This is a genomic window from Bergeyella cardium (assembly GCF_003614945.1).
Taxonomy (GTDB): domain Bacteria; phylum Bacteroidota; class Bacteroidia; order Flavobacteriales; family Weeksellaceae; genus Bergeyella_A; species Bergeyella_A cardium.
The window spans coordinates 1,375,171-1,394,771 of record NZ_QYCZ01000001.1; the positions used below are offsets into that span (position 1 = coordinate 1,375,171).

The 19,601-nt window shown below is 41.3% G+C and carries 19 protein-coding genes and 2 tRNA genes; 8 read left to right on the plus strand and 13 right to left on the minus strand.

Translation table 11 applies throughout. From position 1 onward, the window contains the following. Positions 1 to 63 precede the first annotated feature (63 nt). The 6 genes from glyA to D8991_RS06275 all read right to left on the minus strand — a co-directional run bounded on the left by glyA (position 64) and on the right by D8991_RS06275 (position 5,978). Positions 64 to 1,335, minus strand: a complete 1,272-nt coding sequence (gene glyA / locus D8991_RS06250) for a serine hydroxymethyltransferase (RefSeq protein WP_120489291.1) — start codon at positions 1,333 to 1,335, stop codon at positions 64 to 66. Positions 1,336 to 1,387: 52 nt separating this feature from the next. Beyond that, positions 1,388 to 2,197, minus strand: coding sequence for an aminotransferase class IV (locus D8991_RS06255; protein WP_394364118.1), 810 nt, complete (start codon positions 2,195 to 2,197; stop codon positions 1,388 to 1,390). 68 nt (positions 2,198 to 2,265) lie between these two features. Then, entirely contained in the window at positions 2,266 to 2,652 is a 387-nt protein-coding gene (locus tag D8991_RS06260) for an START-like domain-containing protein (RefSeq protein ID WP_120489293.1), read from the minus strand. A gap of 90 nt (positions 2,653 to 2,742) precedes the next feature. Then, positions 2,743 to 3,426 (minus strand): tRNA (guanosine(37)-N1)-methyltransferase TrmD, encoded by a 684-nt coding sequence (gene trmD, locus D8991_RS06265; protein ID WP_120489294.1) that lies wholly within the window; start codon positions 3,424 to 3,426, stop codon positions 2,743 to 2,745. Between the two features lie 15 nt (positions 3,427 to 3,441). Further along, positions 3,442 to 4,698, minus strand: coding sequence for an NAD(P)/FAD-dependent oxidoreductase (locus D8991_RS06270; protein ID WP_120489295.1), 1,257 nt, complete (start codon positions 4,696 to 4,698; stop codon positions 3,442 to 3,444). 272 nt (positions 4,699 to 4,970) lie between these two features. Then, the gene (locus D8991_RS06275) at positions 4,971 to 5,978 is read right to left on the minus strand and encodes a glycosyltransferase (protein WP_120489296.1); all 1,008 of its coding nucleotides are present in this window, start codon (positions 5,976 to 5,978) and stop codon (positions 4,971 to 4,973) included. 125 nt (positions 5,979 to 6,103) lie between these two features. Between D8991_RS06275 and D8991_RS06280 the strand changes: the two genes are divergently transcribed. Further along, positions 6,104 to 6,176, plus strand: a tRNA-Met gene (locus tag D8991_RS06280). Positions 6,177 to 6,184: 8 nt separating this feature from the next. Next, positions 6,185 to 6,257, plus strand: a tRNA-Met gene (locus tag D8991_RS06285). Between the two features lie 247 nt (positions 6,258 to 6,504). Here the strand turns inward: D8991_RS06285 and D8991_RS06290 are convergent. From D8991_RS06290 to D8991_RS09145, 6 genes are read right to left on the minus strand one after another with little or no spacing between them, the layout of a single operon-like run. Continuing rightward, positions 6,505 to 7,293: a UbiA prenyltransferase family protein gene (locus tag D8991_RS06290; protein WP_245957194.1), complete on the minus strand. Its 789-nt coding sequence runs from the start codon at positions 7,291 to 7,293 to the stop codon at positions 6,505 to 6,507. Positions 7,294 to 7,301: 8 nt separating this feature from the next. Beyond that, on the minus strand, positions 7,302 to 9,449 hold the full coding sequence (locus D8991_RS06295; protein ID WP_120489298.1) for a S46 family peptidase: 2,148 nt from the start codon (positions 9,447 to 9,449) through the stop codon (positions 7,302 to 7,304). A gap of 36 nt (positions 9,450 to 9,485) precedes the next feature. Further along, on the minus strand, positions 9,486 to 10,049 hold the full coding sequence (rdgB, locus tag D8991_RS06300; RefSeq protein WP_120489299.1) for an RdgB/HAM1 family non-canonical purine NTP pyrophosphatase: 564 nt from the start codon (positions 10,047 to 10,049) through the stop codon (positions 9,486 to 9,488). Next, entirely contained in the window at positions 10,024 to 10,854 is an 831-nt protein-coding gene (locus D8991_RS06305; protein ID WP_120489300.1) for a CPBP family intramembrane glutamic endopeptidase, read from the minus strand. The genes rdgB and D8991_RS06305 overlap by 26 nt, the downstream gene beginning before the upstream one ends. Before the next feature lie 16 nt (positions 10,855 to 10,870). Beyond that, positions 10,871 to 11,212 carry a phosphomannose isomerase type II C-terminal cupin domain gene (locus D8991_RS06310; protein ID WP_120489301.1) on the minus strand — a complete coding sequence of 114 codons (342 nt, stop codon included), beginning with the start codon at positions 11,210 to 11,212 and terminating at the stop codon, positions 10,871 to 10,873. Between the two features lie 6 nt (positions 11,213 to 11,218). Then, positions 11,219 to 11,365, minus strand: a complete 147-nt coding sequence (locus D8991_RS09145) for a hypothetical protein (RefSeq protein WP_309568988.1) — start codon at positions 11,363 to 11,365, stop codon at positions 11,219 to 11,221. Positions 11,366 to 11,593: 228 nt separating this feature from the next. On the opposite strand from D8991_RS09145, the gene D8991_RS06320 reads away from it, so the two are divergent. Together D8991_RS06320 and D8991_RS06325 are read left to right on the plus strand one after the other, a co-directional pair. Then, on the plus strand, positions 11,594 to 11,770 hold the full coding sequence (locus tag D8991_RS06320) for a DUF5522 domain-containing protein (RefSeq protein WP_160224429.1): 177 nt from the start codon (positions 11,594 to 11,596) through the stop codon (positions 11,768 to 11,770). A gap of 4 nt (positions 11,771 to 11,774) precedes the next feature. Beyond that, complete coding sequence (locus tag D8991_RS06325) at positions 11,775 to 12,308, plus strand: DUF4136 domain-containing protein (RefSeq protein ID WP_120489304.1); 534 nt, start codon at positions 11,775 to 11,777, stop codon at positions 12,306 to 12,308. Positions 12,309 to 12,383: 75 nt separating this feature from the next. Here D8991_RS06325 and D8991_RS06330 read toward each other — a convergent pair whose 3' ends face one another. Beyond that, positions 12,384 to 13,109, minus strand: coding sequence for a TrmH family RNA methyltransferase (locus D8991_RS06330; protein ID WP_120489305.1), 726 nt, complete (start codon positions 13,107 to 13,109; stop codon positions 12,384 to 12,386). On the opposite strand from D8991_RS06330, the gene tamL reads away from it, so the two are divergent. The 4 genes from tamL to D8991_RS06350 all read left to right on the plus strand — a co-directional run bounded on the left by tamL (position 13,095) and on the right by D8991_RS06350 (position 19,568). After that, complete coding sequence (gene tamL / locus D8991_RS06335; RefSeq protein ID WP_120489306.1) at positions 13,095 to 15,653, plus strand: translocation and assembly module lipoprotein TamL; 2,559 nt, start codon at positions 13,095 to 13,097, stop codon at positions 15,651 to 15,653. The two genes, D8991_RS06330 and tamL, sit on opposite strands and share 15 nt — an antisense overlap. Positions 15,654 to 15,707: 54 nt before the next feature. Continuing rightward, a complete protein-coding gene (locus D8991_RS06340; protein ID WP_120489307.1) occupies positions 15,708 to 16,937 on the plus strand; it encodes a M20/M25/M40 family metallo-hydrolase in 1,230 nt (409 codons plus the stop codon). A gap of 184 nt (positions 16,938 to 17,121) precedes the next feature. Beyond that, a complete protein-coding gene (locus D8991_RS06345; protein WP_120489308.1) occupies positions 17,122 to 18,714 on the plus strand; it encodes a peptide chain release factor 3 in 1,593 nt (530 codons plus the stop codon). A 20-nt stretch (positions 18,715 to 18,734) separates the two neighbouring features. Continuing rightward, the gene (locus D8991_RS06350) at positions 18,735 to 19,568 is read left to right on the plus strand and encodes a hypothetical protein (protein ID WP_120489309.1); all 834 of its coding nucleotides are present in this window, start codon (positions 18,735 to 18,737) and stop codon (positions 19,566 to 19,568) included. The last annotated feature ends 33 nt before the right edge of the window (positions 19,569 to 19,601 follow it).

Below are 19,601 nucleotides of genomic sequence, written 5' to 3' on the forward strand. Positions count from 1 at the left end.
AACCTTAAAAACATAATAATATGAAAACGAAGGGAGCTCGTCCCAAACCACATTACTTTCTTTTTATTCGTTAAACAGCGCTCTGCCGTCCATTAGTTGATTTACTTTTGATTTCACTTCGGCTATTATGGTATCATTAGACAGATTATCCACCACAGTAGAGATAAGCTCGGCTATGGTGTCCATATCATTTTCTTTAAGGCCACGAGTGGTAATCGCCGCCGTACCCAGCCTGATACCCGAAGTTGTGAATGCCGATTTATCATCAAAAGGAACCATATTCTTATTGCAGGTAATATCTGCTTTTACGAGTGCTTTTTCGGTTTCCTTACCATTCACGCCTTTATTTCTAAGGTCAATGAGCATCAAGTGGTTTTCCGTACCACCGCTTACGATTTCAAAACCTCTATCCATCATTGCTTTTGCAAGAGCTTGAGCATTTTTAATGACTTGCTTTGCATAGATTTCAAACTTATGGTCAAGCGCCTCACCAAAAGATACCGCCTTACCCGCAATGATATGCTCCAAAGGCCCTCCCTGAACACCTGGGAATACAGCCCCATCGAGTACCTGGCTCATCATCTTCAGCTCGCCTTTCAGAGTTTTATGCCCGTAGGTATTAACGAAGTCTTTCCCCATAAGAATCATCCCTCCACGAGGGCCTCTAAGGGTTTTATGAGTTGTTGTTGTTACGATATGGCAATACTCAAACGGATTATTGAGGAGCTTTTTCGCTACGAGACCAGCAGGGTGAGCAATGTCTGCCCAAAGGGTTGCCCCTACCTCATCTGCCACCTCACGGAATTTCTTATAATCCAAATCTCGGGAGTAGGCAGAAAAACCAGCAATAATCATCTTAGGTTTTACTTCAAGGGCTTTTTGCCTCATCGCTTCGTAGTCTATAAGCCCAGTTTCTCTCTCTACTCCGTAGAACTGAGCATTATACTGAATACCTGAAAAATTCACGAAAGAGCCGTGTGTAAGGTGCCCTCCCATAGATAAATCTAAGCCCAGAATGGTATCTCCTGGTTTAAGGCAAGCCAGATATACTGCAGCATTTGCCTGAGAGCCAGAGTGTGGCTGTACATTTACATAATCTACACCGAAAAGCTCCTTTGCCCTGTTAATAGCGAGGGTTTCTACCTCATCTACCACCTCACAACCGCCGTAATATCTCTTACCTGGGTAGCCCTCTGCATACTTATTGGTAAGCACGCTACCCATTGCTCTCATTACATTATCAGAAACGAAATTCTCGGAAGCTATAAGCTCAATTCCGTGAGATTGTCTCTGTCTTTCCTGTTCAATTAAGCTGAAAATAGGATCTTGATTCATATTTACTTTTTTTTAGTTAATAAAATGGTTTTAAAATCTATTGTCTCTTTGATTAATCTTCTTTATCATTAAACTTCTCTTGCCACTGCTGTACCCAATTAGAGAAAGTCTGCGTACCAAAGGTTTTATTTCTAATTCTGGTAACGGAATAAAGCCCTTTTTCATCTGAAACCAGAAGGATTTCATCTGCCTTTTGAGACTCAAAAGCTGCCATTTCTACCTGATCTACCTCTGCAAGATTCTGACGATGAAGGAAGGTTACAAAATTCTCCATTAAAGGAGATATTAATGCGCCTTCGGTTTGTTTAGGGACTTTTATCCTCCCCTCTTGTAGGAAAAGGAGATTTCCAGAGATACTCCTCGCGATTCGTTTATTTGCATTGAGCAGGATTACTTCATCCAAATCATTTTCCTCTGCATAGATACCTGCATAGATATTCTCTGGGCAGTGCGTCCTTATATTACTGAGGAGGCTGGTATTCACAATAACTTCTTTTATAATGTCTAATGAATACTCAGTCTGTATTTTGAGGATATCATCAATTGGGCTCACATCAAAATAATAAGATACATTTCTCTTCTTAAGGAGAGTATCTTCCACATTTCTATAAACGATTAAGTTAATGATTGCATTCTGTACGCCCTTTGCTAAAACTTCGGCATTAAACAAGTCCTGAAAATACTCTAAGGTATAGGTAAGCGGTATTCGCATACGCATCTTTCTCATAGATGCCATAAGGTAGAAGTAGCATTCTTCTGCCATAATGATAGCCCCATTTCTCACAAAAAATGAAACTTTAACGGCATCGCCAAACAAGAAAGCGGTATTAATAGCTGAAAAATCTTCTGATGTATAACTCATCTTCATTTCAATAAATAAAAATATGAACGAAAAAACAATTTCGTTCATTTATCTTAATTATGAGATGCTTAACCAGCACCCAATTTTATTCTCAAATTCTCAATGAGGTTTTCCCAGTAGATTCTGTTTTCTTCTTCATCGTCCTCATCGCAGAAATCAATAATATTAAGGGAAAGGTCTTCTGTAATCTCGTCTATATTTATGGCCATTTCAAAGAAATTCTTTGTGCCTTCGTCTTCTTCCCAACGGAATCTCACAAAACCCTCTGGCTTATATCGTATGAGTGTAGCTCTCTCTGGCTCACTGCCACCCCAAGAAAAATAAAAATCATCTCCTTTCTCTACCACCTCATCTGCAAACCACTCAGAAAGCCCTTCTGCACTTGCCATATACTCGTATAAAATCTCTGAAAGACAATGCATCGGAAACTCGTATTGAACTTTGATTTTTGCCATAATATTCTTCTTTTTTTAAGAGGTCGCAATATATAAATTAATTTGATAATGCTACAAAAAAGCCTATTATTTTTTTATAATTCTAAAATATCAGAAATCCTCACTGAGTAAATCTGGACGGCGCTCACGAGTTACTCTTAGAGCTTCCTCATACCTCCATTCTTCTATCTTCCCAAAATTACCACTGAGCAAAACTTCGGGAACTTTCAGTCCCTTATACTCCTCTGGCCGGGTGTATATCGGTGGGGAGAGAAGGTTATCTTGGAAACTATCGGTAAGGGCACTCTGCTCGTCATTAAGAACCCTTGGTAGCAGTCTGATAATAGCATCTGCCAGTACGCAAGCAGCAAGCTCCCCACCCGTAAGTACATAATCCCCAATAGAAATCTCCTTCGTGATGTGTAAATCCCGAACCCGCTGGTCTATCCCCTTATAATGCCCGCAAATAAGCATTAAATTCTCCTTTATCGAGAGGGTATTGGCAATTTTCTGATTAAGGGTTTCTCCCTCTGGAGTTAGATAAATGATTTCATCGTAGTTTCTTTGAGATTTAAGCTCAGAGATACATTTATCCAGTGGTTCTACCATCATTACCATACCTGCACCTCCGCCATAGGGCTCATCATCTACCTGCCTGTGCTTACCTATGCTCCAATCTCTAAGCTGGTGAAAATGCACCTCTGCCAATCCTTTTTCCATCGCTCTTTTTAAGATAGAGGTCTGGAATGGACTTTCCATTAATTCTGGAAGTACGCTTATAATATCTATTCTCATTTTTGTATTGATGATTTAGGCTTTCTTTTTTGGTTGAACGGTGATGAGCCTTAGTGATGAATCTTTATTAAAGTAGCTCCACATCCAGTTAAAAAATATCGCGAGCTTGTTCCTGACACCGAGGATGAGCATCAGGTGGAGAAACATCCAGAAATACCACGCAAAAGTCCCCTGGAATTTCCATTTAGGGAGGTCCACTACCGCCCTGTGCTTACCAATGGTAGCCATAGAACCTTGGTCATTATACTCATATTCTTTCCACTGAGAAGGTTGGGCTCTAAGGAAGTTTTCTGCCAAGTTTTTTGCCTGATTAATCGCCACATTTGCTACCTGAGGATGCCCCTGAGGGTATTTCGGTGTCTCCATATAGGCGATGTCTCCTATGGCGTAAATATCTTCATAGCCTTTTACTTTATTGAATCGGTCTACGGTATATCGGTTTCTTACGATGATGTCTGGGTTAAGTCCTGGAATTATATTTCCTGTAACTCCTGCTGCCCAGATTACATTTTTTGAGGGGATGACCATCCCACTCTGCATTTTCAGATTTTCGCCATCATAGTCGGTTACTATTTCTCCACTTACGAACTCTACACCGAGCTGCTTCAGGTAGAGTTCAGATTTTTCTTGTGCCTCCTTACTCATCACACTCAGAGGTTTTTCAGTAGCACTTATGAGGATAATTCTCAGCTTTGAGAAATCCATTTTAGGATAGTCTCTCGGTAGGGTTTGCTTCTTCATCTCGGCAAAAGCCCCAGCGAGCTCCACTCCCGTAGGCCCACTCCCCACGATGACGATATTCCAGTTTCCCTCTGCACTTCGGCTTTTTTCAATGATAAGTTTCTCAAAGGTGAGGAGAATTTTATTTCTGATATTAATCGCCTCCTGCGTATTCTTCATCCCGTATGCCATTTCCTCCATATGGGTATTTCCGAAGAAATTGGTCTTACAACCTGTGGCGATAACGAGTTTGTCGTAGCTAAAAGTACCATCTTCACAAATGACTCTATGCTCTTCGGGGCGAATTTCCTTCACCTCCGTCATTCTAAACTGGATATTTTTAGACTTCTGGAAAATCTTTCTAAATGGGAATGATATGTTCGACGGCTCTATCCTACCGCTCGCCAGCTGGTAAAACAGTGGCTGAAACATATGGTGATTTACCTTATCGATAATCATTACTTTCTGATCTTTTCTCCCGCTGAGCATCCTTGCGAGCTTTAGCCCTGCAAAGCCTCCTCCTATCACGATGATTTTATCTCTTTTGTCCATTTTGTTTTTAAATTTCCCACAAAAGTAGTGTTTTCTTTTAAGCTTAATAACACCTCTTCTAATGATGAAAGAAAGGATGATTTTATGGATTTAATAATTAAACAAATGTTTTATTGAGAATAATTCACGTGAAAGCACCAACCTTTTTGTCGGGAAGCCGTCAGGCGACCTGAAAACCCCAAAACTTTTGTCGAGAAGGTTTCTCGCGTGTGACTGTTTATTTTTTCCTTTTATGGAGATTTATTTATAAAAAACCACTTGGATTTATATGGCTAAAAGAGCCTCATCCCCTCATATCGCCATTTGAAGAGCTTAAAGCCAAGGTAAGTGGGCAGAGAGCAATAGAAATCCAGCTTTTTTGTGTTTTTGGAGTAGTTGGAAGAAAAATAATCCAAAAAACGAAGGCTACTGAGCGTTTTATAATTAGCGTAGGACTCCTTCCAAAGGGATTCATTCTGCTGCGCCTTCCAATTCATTTGAAGAGTGAGGTACTTATAATTGATGAAATAGGTAAGAATCCAGCGCTTTCGCGTCTCATTTTTTTCCTGTTTCAGCGCCTGATCTATGTGCTGTGCGATGGTAAACCAGTTGTCAAAATTCCTCTTATTACGATTATGAATCACCGATTTTTTATGTAGATAATAGGTATAAGTAATCCCTTTATGAATGGCGACTTTACTCATTTTTAGCATAAGGTGGAAAGTCCAAAGCTCATCTTGTGCAAAGAGACCTTTCACAAAATAAAGTTTATTTTTTCTGAGATAATCTACGATAAACAGCTTATTCACAGCATAAGTTACCATCTTTCCCTCAGAAAATGCTTTGAGCAAATTGTCATTACCATTGATAACGCTTTCTTCTGCCTGAATTTTTATACAAATGGATTTTTCGCCCGTTTCCAACTGCTCACATTCGAGCTGAGAGACTGTCATTTCAGCACCTGTTCGTTCCGATATAGCCACCAAAGTTTCAATACAATCAGGGGTAATGGTATCATCGCTATCCAGAAAAAAGATGTACTTGCCCTGTGCGGTATCTATACCCTTATTTCTAACAACTGAGAGCCCAGAATTTTCTTTCAGATGATATATTTTCCAATTTTTAAGGTTATACTTACGGATAAACTCCTCTGCAATCTGCACTGAATGATCTGGCGTTTGGTCATTAATTAAAGTTACCTCTAAATTCTGATAGGATTGATTTAAAACTGATAGAAGACATTTTTCTAAGAAGTCTTCACACTTAAAAACGGGGATAGAAACGGTAACTAATGGTTGCATAAACGAATTTTTGAACGGCGAAAATAACGAAAAATAAAGGGAGAGCAAAAGACTGCTTAGATAGAGTTCGTTTATTGAGTGGATTTGGATATTTTAAAATTAATTGTATATTTGCAGTCCGATATCGCGGGGTGGAGCAGTAGGTAGCTCGTCGGGCTCATAACCCGAAGGTCGTAGGTTCGAGTCCTGCCCCCGCTACTAAATATCGCGGGATGGAGCAGTAGGTAGCTCGTCGGGCTCATAACCCGAAGGTCGTAGGTTCGAGTCCTGCTCCCGCTACTAAGTAAGAGAATCTGTAAGGGTTCTCTTTTTTTATGCTCATTTTTATAGGATTTTAAAGGTGAATTTTGATGAGGGAGGCATATAATTAGGTTACCCAAAATCAAAATAGGTTACCCACTTTAAATACTATTAATTCTATGAAAATAAAAATCCTATTCCTTTTAAGAAAAACAAAACTAATACGAGAGGAGTCTGCCCAATAGAATGCAGAATAACCTATCAAAGTAAAAGAAAGCCTTTCTATTTAAAGGAAAAGTAAGAGTATAAAAGGCAGTCCACAACAGGATTCTACACCAATGGAAAAGTAGGATTCAGGATTGGAGGTTTTAGAAAAGAGAACAAAAAAGAGAGAAACTCCTACTGCACCGCTAAAAGCAGTAGCATAAGGATTGGGTAGATAGAAAAAACCGAGTATCTGCGCTGCGAGAAGCATCAGCAGAGCGAGAATTTTAGTATTCCTCACCCCAATAATCTTTGGAAAGGTAAGCACCTCGTCATCATTCATATCCCGAATATCAAAGGGGAGCACCAATGCCGAAACAAAGAAAAAACTAATAAAAAATACAGGGATATTCAGTGCCTCAAAGACCAGCCAAGAATTGACCAATGCCCAAACCAATCCCACATAGAAGATTTTCAGCAGAGGAATCCTCCTGATGTATATCGCAAGGAAAGAAGAGTTATAAAACAATCCCAAAATTACGATAAACACCCATTTCAGAAGAGTGGGCAAGTTGTGATTATAGATGATGAAAGCAATGCAGACAAGGGCAGAAAAGCCACAGAGCAAGAGAACAGCAAGGAAATATTTCGAGCTCTGGTACTTGGTATAGAGGTAGCCACAGAGGTAAGTAATGAAGATAAGCAAAGTAGCTGGCAAGCGGAAAACACCCTGCTGTAAAAAGAAAAATACCGCAAGGGAGGTGCCCATAAGGGAGACGAAAATCTGGCTATCTATAACAAGCCTCTTGATGAGTTTATAGAAATTCATTTGAGAATAAAAACGGCTAACGAGAAGATTTCTGTTAGCCATTTCAGGAGTTATTTTACAATCTTCATTTCGTCTATCAGCCATTTAGAATCGGCATATTTATCTATAATGAAGAGGATGTACTTGGTATCTACCATTATGTTTCGGCAGAGGTTGGGGTCGTAGTTTATATCGCTCATCGTGCCCTCCCATTGCCTGTCAAAATTCAGCCCAATGAGGTTTCCGTACGCATCAAGAGCGGGGCTTCCAGAGTTGCCCCCCGTAGTATGGTTCGTCGCTGTGAAATTCACTGGCACATCACCCGTTTTATCCTTATAAACGCCATAATCTTTGGCATTATAAAGATTGATGAGCTTTTCAGGGACATTAAATTCATAATCGTTAGGAATGTACTTTTCCATCACCCCTTTCAAGTGGGTTTGATAGTTATACGAAACGGCATCTCGAGGGGAAGAACCCTTTATCTGACCGTAAGTAACCCTAAGGGTAGAATTAGCATCTGGGAAAAATTTCCTGTCTTTATCGGTCTCCATTTGCTGAGCCATAAAGGTCTTTTGGAGCGCATCAATCTGGGTTTGATATTGTGCGAAATTAACATCAGTCGTTCGAGAATAAACCGCTTTTAGATCTCTCACCAGCGTAATGAAAGGGTCTTTTTCTAATACTTCTAAGAGCGCCTGTTGATTGCTAAATACCTTATCAATATCCGAATAAACGGTGCTTCCGTTGAGTGCCTTTCTCCCTGTGATGATGGAATTAGCTGAAAACCGCTCCATACTCTCCAAGATAGCATCTTGATTTGATGATTTAAAATCATTCTTAAAGCTTGATGGCAGGTATTCCTTCGGTGTTTTATCTCCGTAGAGAACGAGGAGTTTTGCGGTAACCTGAGCATCAAGCTGAGCATCATAATCTTTGTAGAAAGATTTAAGGTAGCTCTTTAATCTATTCAGATATTGAGCATCTGCTCTTCCATCCTTAGCATTTTGGAGGTATCCCAAGTAGATATTTGCCAGAGTAAGGGTCTCAGCATTTCTTAAAAGTTCCAAGTAATATGCACGGTTGAGGGCATACGGCGCCTGCTCATTATAAAGCCTGTTGAGCTGCTCTATGGTTGGTTTTATGGCAGGATTTTTAGCGATAAGCTGCTGTTCGTACTGCTTTTTCTTCTCTACGGCACGGGATTTTTTTAGCCCCTCTACCTCGCCAATCCATTTTTTCCAGTAGTTGGCAATCCTCGCATATTTAGATGCATATTTAATTCTGGTAGTATCATCAGCGCGCATTTTTTCATTCAAGGTTTTGAGGGCTACATCTCGCACGGAAATCATCGCTGGGTCGGTTTCATTCATTATTTTCTCTACCGCAATGGCTGGGAGATACTCGGTAGTCCTCCCTGGGAAGCCAAACACAAAAGTAAAGTCCCCCTCCTTCTTGTCTTTTATGGAAATAGGGAGGTAGTGCTTAGGCGTAAAAGGCACATTGTCCTTAGAATATTCCGCGGGTTTATTGTCTTTACCCGCATAGATTCTAAACAGAGAAAAGTCGCCCGTATGTCTCGGGAACACCCAGTTATCGGTATCCGAGCCGAACTTCCCAATGGCAGACGGCGGAGCGCCCACCAAGCGAATATCCTTGTAAGTATCAATTACATAAGCGTAGTATTTATTACCGTAGTACATTGATTTCACTACGATTTTCTGATAGCTTTCTATCTTCTGAGAGGCTTTATAATTCTGAATATTCTGATTGATTTTATCCTCTAAATCCGCCCCTGAAAGCCCTTTCGTACCTTCTAAAATCTGAGAGGTAACCTCCTTTATATCGGTAATGAAATCTACCGTTACACCAGGGTTGGGAAGCTCACCAGACATATTCTTTGCCCAAAAACCATTGGTCAGCAAATCATTTTCTACGGTGGAGTGCGACTGAATCTCTCCATACCCACAGTGGTGGTTGGTCAATATCAAGCCTTTTGGTGAGATCACTTCGGCGGTACAGCCTCCATCAAACTGCACTACGGCGTCTTTTATGCTTGGCTTCTCGGTGTTATAAATATCCTTTGCGGATATCTTCATCCCGAGCTGTTTCATTTCTTTTTCGTTGAGTTCGGTAGGCATCCACATCCCTCCATACTGCTGTGCAAAAGCGATAACCGCAGGTAATAATGCCGATGCTATAAAAATTTTTCTAATCATTAGATACTATTTTTAAATGGTTAATTCGTATAATCACTATCGTCTGTCCAAGAATTTTTCAATTGCCTTTTTTCTGTGGCTCATCTTATTTTTCTCCTCAGGAGGCATCTCCGCAAAAGTGATGCTGTGCCCTTTGGGAACGAAAATTGGGTCGTATCCAAAGCCTTTATGCCCTCTGTTTTCGGTGAGTAAATCTCCATAGACCTCGCCTTTGTAATAGGTAGCACCTGTTTCATCATAATAGCAGAGAACAGTGATGAAGTGTGCATTTCTATTCTCTTCTCCTTGCATTTCTTCGAGGACTTTAGCGATGTTTTTCTCAAAATTATGGTCTCCCGCATAGCGCGCAGAGTAGATACCAGGCTTTCCATCCAGCGCCTCTACTGCCAGACCTGAATCATCTCCAAGGCTGGGGATTCCCGTTTTCTCATAGCAGTATTTTGCTTTGATAAGGGCATTTTCTTCAAAGGTCTTCCCGTCTTCTACAATCTCATCGTGGAGGTTATAGTCGGCAAGGCTCTTTACCGTATATCGGCTACCGAGAATCTGCTGTATTTCGTCTTTCTTGTGCTGATTATGTGTGGCTACTAAAAGCTCCATTCTTAAAACTTAATTTTTTAAAGAGATAATAAAATATTCCAAAGATACTCACCCCAGCGGCGAAAAGAACCAATGGCGATACACCCAAGATTTTGCTAAAACTCTCCTCATCGGTCAGTTTGACAAGAAGGATAGAGCTGAGGTTATTAAAAGCGTGAAGTAAAATAGGCAATAATAAAGAGCCCGTCCTGTGATAGACTACCCCCAAGACATATCCGAGCAAGACTCCTCCCACAAACTGCCAAGGGTTGGCGTGTACAATGCCAAACAAAAGAGCCGATATCCAGATTGCCGCTTGCGGATTCTTTTTTCCATTGATAAGCCCTTTCTGAATGATTCCTCTGAATACCACCTCCTCAAAGAGCGGTGCCATTATCACCGCTGCAATGAACATCGCTGAGAAGCTGGACTGCATCCTGCGCATCATCTCATCAAACGACTTATACAGCGCTCCCAATATCTCTCCTTCGGTGGGTATCAGCCCTGCAATCACATCGCCAATGAGCATCATTCCGAACATCATTGGGAAGATAATAAGGTAGGACTTAAGGCTTACAGAGGAGAAATCAAACTTCAGCCTCCTTCCCGTCTGATTTTTACAAATAAGAAAGTCAAATGCGAGGATTATCGTGAGCCACATTATCAGATTAGACACCACCATCCCGATGGGCGAAGTAAGAAAATCCTTCCCTCCTGGCACAAAAAATAAAAGGGCAAGCCCGATATTGGGAACAAGCCCCCCCATAAATAAAATCCCGATTCCTGCTAAGTCCAGTTTATACTTCGGTAGTTTGTCGTCTGTCATTTACTTTATCAATTGTTTATATACGGTTATAATCATCTTCTATACGGACGATATCATCCTCCCCGAAGTAGGTGCCGTACTGTACTTCTATAAAGACCACAGGCATTGAGGTTCTGTTTTCTATCCTGTGCTTGCTTCCCTGAGGGATCTGCACCACTTCCCCTGCGGAGTAGTCCTTCACCTTATCGTCTATTGTTACAGTGCCTGTTCCAGAGACTATCGTCCATACCTCTCCTCTCTTATGATGGTATTGTAGGGAGAGCCTCCCCCCTGGGTTCACTAAAATTCTTTTCACTTTGTGGGTTTCTGCGTCTTCCAAGACCCAATACTCTCCCCACGGTCTTACATCGTGCTCCATATATTCCTACTTGTCTTTAATGTATTTCAAAAAACTATAAAGTCTCCTTCGTTTCAGATAATCTCCATCGGTTTCGTGAGCATAGGCTTCTCTTTCAAAACTAATGTTCAGATAGGCTTTGTGTCTGTCTTTATACTGCACATAGCGGAGCATAAATTCCACTATATACCAAATATAAAAGGGGATTATCAAGAGCTCAATCTGCTGCCGTAGATGGATTTTTTCATGGCTTAAAACTTTTTCATCCTGTTTAAAAGCTATATTTCTCAAGATAATAAACGGAAAAATCGTAATACCAATAAAATTTGTATTTTTGAATAATCTTTGGCAGATAATTATCATTGCACAAATATAATATTTTATTCCAAACCTGAGGGCACAATGCAAGCGAGTTTAAAAGAAAACGAAGACTTTTACTACAACCAAGAGGGCTACAGAGTCTTCACCGAAAAACACCACCTAAAGCGCGGCTACTGCTGCAAAAGTGGATGCAAACATTGCCCCTATGGTTATGATAAAAAAACCGATACATTTAAAAAGAACAACAATAATAAATAATCGTATGAAAAAGTTTTTAATTTCAAGTTTCGCAATGGCTACACTCGCTCTTAGCACCTCTTGTAGCCCGTTTCAGGTAAGAACCGACTATGCGGTAAGCGCTGATTTTACCGCCTACAAAACCTATAAACTGAGGATTGATGACCTCAAGCTGAACGATATCGACAAAGACCGAGTGCTCAACGAAGTCTCAAAACAGCTACAGCTCAAAGGGCTCTCCGTAGGCGATTCCCCAGACCTCATCGTCAATGTAAAGGCAGAGCACAAGCACATCACCGATGTACAGCGCACCTCCCCCTACGGCGCTTGGGGCTGGGGCAGCGCAGGCTGGGGCTTTGGCTTCGGTATAGAGCGCAGCTGGGCATCTGAGCACAACACAGGCAGCCTCATCATAGACCTCATCGATGCCCAAAGCCAAAAACTCATCTGGCAAGGAATAGGAAGCGGGCTTTCAGTAGATTCCCCAAAAAGAAAACAAAAAGAAATCCCAGCACTCGTCTTTGAAATGATGAAAACCTATCCTCCACAAGCCAAGTAACTAATACATAAAATAATTTACCCACAAAGCCCTCTATGAGTTTTTTTTTCATAACCCACTCCCTATCATTTTAGGCTACCGCTTAGAAAAAATCTGCCCAAGGATAATGGAGGTAGCGATGGAGACATTGAGGCTCTCGGTGCTTTGGTGCCTGCCAAAGCGAGGGATGCTCAGCGTCTGGTGGAGGAGCTGCTCGGTAGCGGGGCGGATGCCATTGCCCTCGTTGCCCATAATCAGGTTGATGTTCTCAGGATAGTGGGCGGTGTAAATATTCTGCCCCTGCATATCGGTGCCGAGATTGAGATTTTGGGTATTTTGGAGGAAGTGGGTAAGGTTTTGATAAACGATATTCACTCGGGCGAAACTGCCCATCGTAGCTTGTATTACTTTTGGGTTGTAGAGGTCTGCGGTGTCTTCGCTGCAAACGATTTGCTCTATCCCGAACCAGTCTGCCAAGCGAATGATGGTACCGAAATTACCTGGGTCTTGTATGCCATCCAGCACGATATTAAAGCGGCAGTTTCTCAGGTGCTGCTGTGGAATTTCGCAGACGGCTACGGAATCCTTAGGGTGCTGGAGGAAGGAGATTTTCTTGAGCTGGTGAGCATCGATTCTGTGTATGGGTGCATTGATTTTGTGCAAAGATTCTGGGTGGGTAGAAAATATTTCTTTGATTTTAATGTTTGAATGTAGGAGTTCGCGTATGGTTTTATTACCTTCGACCAAAAACAAATTGTATTTTTGCCTGAATTTTTTTTTATCTAAAGACTGTAAAATTTTTATTGTATGGGCTGTAAGCATATCAAGAAATATTTCCAAAAGTATTATATATTTTTCTGTTCTGCAAGTACGGTATTAGCGCTCCTCGCCTGCTCTACGACGAAGAAAGTGCCCAAAGGAGAATTCCTCCTTACGAAAAATAAAATTTCGTTTAAAGACGGTAAAGTCCTTTCAAGTGAAATCCCTGATTATATCATCCAAAAGCCGAACAAGAGCGCGATACCCTTTTTGCCCTCGAGGCTTTTGTTCTACAATATGACGAATCCTAAGTATGATACCATTCTTAATGATTATATGGCTTTCCCTTCGGATATGAGGAATAGGAACCTACTGGATTCATTATTTATCAAATACAATCACCCCGAGTACAGAGGAAAATCATTGTGGGGGCAGAGATTCCTGCACAACCTCGGCTCCCAGCCCGTAATATGGAATGCCGGGAAGACAAAGGCTTCGGCAAACAACATACGGAAGATGCTCATCTACCACGGATATTGGGACGCGGAGACTACCTATAAGGAAGATTTGGACTCATCAGCCAAGAAAGCGAAGATAGATTACATCATCACCCATAAAGACCCGACGATGATTAGCGAGTATCATTACCGAATTTCAGACCCTGGAATTCGAAGTATCTACGAGGGTTCGCTGCATAAAACCATCGTTCGCGCAGGGCACAGGCTCGACCAAAGCAAACTGGAAAGCGAAGCCAAAAGAATCTCCGAACTAATGCAAAATGAGGGGTATTATAAATTTAATGCGTCCAACGAAGAAATATTCTTCACCGCCGATACCCTCAGCAGCCGAAAGAAAGTTCCCCTCTTCTTAGAGATAAGGAAGGATTCATTAGACTCGCCTTACCACAAAACCAAGATCGGAGACATCAAAGTAGTGCTGAAAGATAATGACGACAATACCCCCCTGAAAAAGGACTCGATAAGAGGAATATCATTTGAAAAAGCAAACGACCACTACAAAAGCAGTGCGCTCTGGAGAGCCGTAATCCTGCAACCTGGCGAAGTCTATAAACAACGGAACTTTGACCTGACGAAGAGAAACTTCACCCTGATGAACAACTTCAACATAAGCCAGGAGATTAAGGAAAGAGCGGGTGCCGACAGCATTTTGGATGTGCGCTATACCCTCAAACCCCTCCCCCGCTATGAATTTAAAGTTTCTACGGATGCTACCTATTCTCAAATCCTCAACTTTGGTCTCTCCCCTGCGCTGGACTTCACTTCCCGTAATATCTTCAGGGGTGCAGAGAACTTTAATGCCAACTTCTCTGGGGTTTTCGGATTTGTAGAAGACACCAAAAATACCGACAAGCGAACCCTCGCTTCCGAGATATCTGCTCAGGTGGGCGTTAGCTTCCCAAGGCTATTGCTCCCCTTCAAATACTATAAACTCATCCCGAAACGCTACTCTCCCACCTCATCCATCACATTAGGAACCTCCATACAGAATAATCTCGGCTTAGGAAGGCTAAACTTCAATGCAGGGCTTAATTATTACGCAGATGTAAATGAAATCGTCAGCCACAAACTCTCGCTATTCAATACCCAACTGAGCTTTACTCGAGACAAAGACAGTTTTTATAACTTCTTCCCACGAGATAGAGAGCTGAGGAACTCTATTTTCAAGCTGTATGATGCCGCGCTGTACCAACAGTTTGAGCAGGGGCTTATCTCTTCTAATGATTTTACAGAGAGAGTCCTCAGCGACCCTAACTTCGCCCAAACGCTCTCCAAAGAGAACCAAGAGACCTATACCTCTTTCCTTCAATCTTTATATAATAAGGAGAGGCAGACTCAGGATGTGATTATCTCCTCCATACTATACAATTTTACTTACAATGAAATTGGGAAGCAGGACTACAAACACCCATTTTACTTTAATGCTCGGGTGGAGACCGCAGGAAATCTTTTAGGGCTCTTCAGCAGAAGGAATAAATCTTCTGATGCTTTTGAATCGGAGAGCAGAAACATTTTCGGCGTGCCATATTCACAATTCGTAAAGCTCGACTTTGATATAAGAAAGTACTTTAAGCTCTACCGTAACCAAACCCTTGCGATAAGACAGCTCATCGGTATTGGGATTCCTTACGGAAACTCTCGTTCTATGCCATTCGTCCGAAGCTACTTCACTGGAGGCTCCAACGATATACGAGCGTGGAGGGTATATGGCGGATTAGGGCCCGCAGACTCCCAAATAGACCCTAAAATCCGTGCCTATGTAATGGAAAACCTGAAACTCACCACCAATATAGAGTACAGAATCTCATTCAATAAAATGTTTGAAGGGGCTCTATTCGCAGATGCAGGTAATATTTGGAGCTTAAACAATAATGACTTTGGAGGGCTCTTCAAGTTTAATAAATTCATCAGCCAGATGGGGATAGGTACGGGCTTTGGACTGAGGATAAACATCGCTTACATCACGCTGAGGATAGATACCGCATACAAGGTCTATGACCCCAACCTCCCTGTGGGCAATCGCTGGGTGTTTAAGGACTGGCGCCTGCTTGATGGTATTGTTAACTTTGCTTTTGGTTATCCTTTCTAAGAAAATATTTAGAATGAGGCAAAATTAGCTACCTTTGCCAGAAAAAACCTCATTATGAATTTCAAAAAACACATCATTTTCGGGCTTGTAGCCCTCTCGCTACTCGCTCAGGCACAGAAAAGAGACAAGCAGGAAATCATTTCGGATGACAACCTCAAGTCAAGCCTTGTCTATCTCGCATCAGACGAGCTACAAGGACGGCTCACAGGAAGTGAAGGCGAGAAAAAAGCCTCTGCTTTCCTCGAAAAAAAGCTCAAATCTTTTGGATTAAAAACCGAGCTTCAAGACTTTAGCTATTCGGTAAGACCCGACAGAAATCCGCACTCCACTCCCGTGAAAGTAACGGGCAGAAATGTGATCGGCTACCTAAACAACAAGGCAGAGCGCACCATCATTATCGGAGCACACTACGACCATCTCGGGCTTAATGAGCACAACAACTCTACCCTACCCAACTCCAAAGGAATGATACACAACGGTGCTGATGACAATGCCTCTGGCGTATCATCGGTATTGGAAATCGCGAGGATGTTTAGTAAAAACAAGACAAAGGAAAAAGCAAACTTCGTCTTTGTACTCTTCTCTGGCGAAGAAGATGGACTGATGGGCTCAAAAGCATTCGCAGAAACCGTAAAAGAAAAATATCCTAAGCCCATAGCGATGATCAACCTCGATATGGTGGGTAGATTAAATGCAGAAAAAGCCCTCACAGTGGGCGGAGTAGGCACTTCTCCCCTTTTCGGAAGCCTGATTGAGAAACATCGCCCCGAAGGAGTTAAAATCGCAATTGATAGCTCAGGAGTAGGACCGAGCGACCATACTTCTTTCTACTCGAAAGACCTCCCCGTACTCTTTTTATTCACAGGCGTACACTCAGACTATCATAAACCGAGTGATGATTCCGATAAAATCAACTACGAAGGGCTAAAAATCATTACACAATATGTTTTTGATATCGCCAAAACACTTTCGCAACGGGAAGAAATCCCCTTCACTAAAACAAAAATGAAGAAAACAGATGTACCGAGCTTTAAAGTAACCATCGGTGTAATGCCGAGCTTCATAGATGCCGATGATGGGCTACATATAGAGGGTGTTTCAGAAGGTAGACCCGCAGATAAAGCAGGAATACAGCAGGGCGATATTCTGATAAAACTCGGCGATTGCCAGATAACCAATATTTATACTTATATGGAATGTCTCTCCAAGCTGAAATCTGGCGATGAAGTCCCCGCACAGGTAAAACGAGGCGACAAAATCCTCAACCTAAGCATCAAACTCTAAACTCATTACACAATAATAAAAATCAGAAGGCAAATGCTTTCTGATTTTTTTGTGATTTATTGCAAAAGAGAGAATTGAAATTCTCCTGCTCAGTCTCATTCTTTCAGATTATCTACAAGATATTGCTTAATTGCAAGGTATTTCAATTTAAAATTCCGATTTTTGCACGCGTTTAAAATACAATATGTCAGATTTAATAAAAGAAATACAGAAAAGAAAGACTTTTGGAATTATCTCCCACCCCGATGCAGGGAAAACCACCCTTACAGAGAAACTCCTCCTCTTTGGTGGGGCTATTCAGGAGGCGGGAGCGGTAAAATCCAACAAAATAAAGAAAGGCGCGACTTCCGACTTTATGGAAATCGAGAGACAAAGGGGGATTTCGGTGGCTACTTCCGTGCTGGCGTTCAACTATCGCGGGCATAAGATTAATATCCTCGATACTCCTGGGCACAAGGACTTTGCGGAGGACACCTACCGTACCCTTACGGCGGTAGATTCGGTGATTGTAGTCATCGATGTGGCAAAAGGGGTGGAGGAGCAAACCGAAAAGCTCGTTCAAGTATGCCGAATGAGAAGCATTCCGATGATTGTCTTCATCAACAAGCTCGATAGAGAGGGTAAAGACGCTTTTGACCTCCTCGACGAAGTGGAGCAAAAGCTCGGGCTCTCTGTAGTGCCACTCTCCTTGCCGATTGGTATGGGAGCGGACTTCCAAGGGATTTATAACATCTGGGAGAACAACATCCAGCTCTTCCTCGAAGAGAAAAAACAGAAAGTAGGCGAGAGCATTACCTTTAATGATATTAATGACCCTGCCATCGCAGAAGCCATTGGCGAAAAGGCCGCACAAACCCTCCGCGAGGAGCTGGAGCTCGTGCAGTCCGTCTATCCAGAGTTTAGCCGAGAGGAATATATGGCAGGCACTCAGCAGCCCGTGTTCTTCGGTTCGGCATTGAATAACTTCGGTGTGAGAGAGCTCCTTGATGCGTTTATAGACATTGCCCCAAACCCTCAACCTAAGGAGTCTGACACCCGAATCATAAAGCCAGAAGAGAGCAACTTCACGGGATTTGTCTTTAAAATCCACGCCAATATGGACCCTAAGCACAGAGACAGACTCGCCTTTGTGAAAATCGTTTCAGGGACATTCAAAAGGAATGAAAATTACCTCCTCGTAAGGGAAGGCAAGAAGATGAAATTCTCCTCACCGAATGCCTTTTTCGCCGATAAAAAAGAGGTAGTAGATGAGTCCTTCCCTGGCGATATCGTAGGACTACACGATACGGGAAACTTCCGAATTGGCGACACGCTTACCGCAGGAGAAAAGCTCAACTTTAAGGGAATACCGAGCTTCTCACCAGAGCATTTCCGATACATTAATAATGATGACCCACTCAAAGCAAAACAGCTCGCAAAAGGTATCGACCAGCTGATGGACGAGGGAGTAGCACAGCTCTTCACCCTCGAGATGAACGGTAGAAAGATTATCGGAACGGTGGGCGCCTTGCAGTATGAGGTAATCCAGTACCGACTGGAGCACGAGTACGGCGCAAAATGCACCTACGAACCTATCAGCATCCATAAAGCCTGCTGGGTAGAGGCGAATGAAAAATCCGAAGAGTTCAAAGAATTTGCAAGACTAAAACAACGCTTCCTCGCGAGGGACAAGTATAACCAGCTTGTATTCCTTGCCGACTCCTCCTTTACCATTACAATGACCCAAGAGAAATTCCCAAATGTAAAACTACACTTTATTAGTGAGTGGGGGGAGTAGAGAGAATTAATAACAAACATATGATATATTTAATTTTAATATTCTTAGTAATTTTAGCATTATTATATGCTATAAACCCTACACGAAAAATATTTCTTAAGGCTTATACAGAAGTTATTACACTTGTAGGAAATTTTATATGTTTCTTAGTAGGAATAAAGATTGATATAGATTTTAACTCTGTTAATTTTTGGCTAATTATATTAGGGGAATCTGTACTTATTATAAGTATTGGTATTAATATATATTCCAAAAACTCTAAAAATTCTCTAACAATAGAAGAAGCTAATAAAAAGGTAGAAGAGACTAATGGTAAGTTCGAAAAAATAAAAGAAGAGTATTATAAACTGTGCTCTGATATTATAAAAGTGATGTTTAAAGAATTTTACTCAAGTGCTGAGGGGCAGGGAAGAATTAGCATATATAAACATTATACAAATGAAAATAAAGAAGATAAATTTAAATTATTAGGGAGATACGCAACCAATAATATATATAATAAATATGGAAGAGGAGAATATTCAGCTAATGAAGGATTTATAGCAAAAGGTTGGGAAATGGGAACTTTCAAAATTGAAGGTATTCCTAAATGGATAAATAAAGGGAAGGAATACAAAGATTTTATAAAACAAAAATGTAGTATTAATGATTCAACATTAAATAAGATAACAATGAAAAGTCGTTCATTTCATATCCGCAGGATTGAAAATGAAGATTCAAGACCTCCTTTAGGTATTGTTGTTTTTGAACAAATGTCTCCTCAAACTATTAATGAAGAATCAATTCAATCAATATTAAAAAATCATCAAGAACAATTAATATTCTTAATTAAATCAATGAAATCTATATCTTAAATAGTTCTTAATCATTTTTTTTCCATCACTCTC

Coding starts and splice junctions, on each gene's coding strand:
- D8991_RS06350 (WP_120489309.1), top strand. CDS start 18,735: ATGATATATTTAATTTTAATATTCTTAGTAATTTTAGCATTATTATAT.
- D8991_RS06255 (WP_394364118.1), bottom strand. CDS start 2,197: ATGAGTTATACATCAGAAGATTTTTCAGCTATTAATACCGCTTTCTTG.
- D8991_RS06325 (WP_120489304.1), top strand. CDS start 11,775: ATGAAAAAGTTTTTAATTTCAAGTTTCGCAATGGCTACACTCGCTCTT.
- D8991_RS06305 (WP_120489300.1), bottom strand. CDS start 10,854: ATGACAGACGACAAACTACCGAAGTATAAACTGGACTTAGCAGGAATC.
- D8991_RS06290 (WP_245957194.1), bottom strand. CDS start 7,293: ATGGCTAACAGAAATCTTCTCGTTAGCCGTTTTTATTCTCAAATGAAT.
- D8991_RS06310 (WP_120489301.1), bottom strand. CDS start 11,212: ATGGAGCACGATGTAAGACCGTGGGGAGAGTATTGGGTCTTGGAAGAC.
- D8991_RS06320 (WP_160224429.1), top strand. CDS start 11,594: ATGCAAGCGAGTTTAAAAGAAAACGAAGACTTTTACTACAACCAAGAG.
- D8991_RS06260 (WP_120489293.1), bottom strand. CDS start 2,652: ATGGCAAAAATCAAAGTTCAATACGAGTTTCCGATGCATTGTCTTTCA.
- D8991_RS06345 (WP_120489308.1), top strand. CDS start 17,122: ATGTCAGATTTAATAAAAGAAATACAGAAAAGAAAGACTTTTGGAATT.
- D8991_RS06295 (WP_120489298.1), bottom strand. CDS start 9,449: ATGATTAGAAAAATTTTTATAGCATCGGCATTATTACCTGCGGTTATC.
- rdgB (WP_120489299.1), bottom strand. CDS start 10,049: ATGGAGCTTTTAGTAGCCACACATAATCAGCACAAGAAAGACGAAATA.
- D8991_RS06275 (WP_120489296.1), bottom strand. CDS start 5,978: ATGCAACCATTAGTTACCGTTTCTATCCCCGTTTTTAAGTGTGAAGAC.
- D8991_RS09145 (WP_309568988.1), bottom strand. CDS start 11,365: ATGCTCCGCTATGTGCAGTATAAAGACAGACACAAAGCCTATCTGAAC.
- glyA (WP_120489291.1), bottom strand. CDS start 1,335: ATGAATCAAGATCCTATTTTCAGCTTAATTGAACAGGAAAGACAGAGA.
- D8991_RS06340 (WP_120489307.1), top strand. CDS start 15,708: ATGAATTTCAAAAAACACATCATTTTCGGGCTTGTAGCCCTCTCGCTA.
- trmD (WP_120489294.1), bottom strand. CDS start 3,426: ATGAGAATAGATATTATAAGCGTACTTCCAGAATTAATGGAAAGTCCA.
- D8991_RS06270 (WP_120489295.1), bottom strand. CDS start 4,698: ATGGACAAAAGAGATAAAATCATCGTGATAGGAGGAGGCTTTGCAGGG.
- tamL (WP_120489306.1), top strand. CDS start 13,095: ATGGGCTGTAAGCATATCAAGAAATATTTCCAAAAGTATTATATATTT.
- D8991_RS06330 (WP_120489305.1), bottom strand. CDS start 13,109: ATGCTTACAGCCCATACAATAAAAATTTTACAGTCTTTAGATAAAAAA.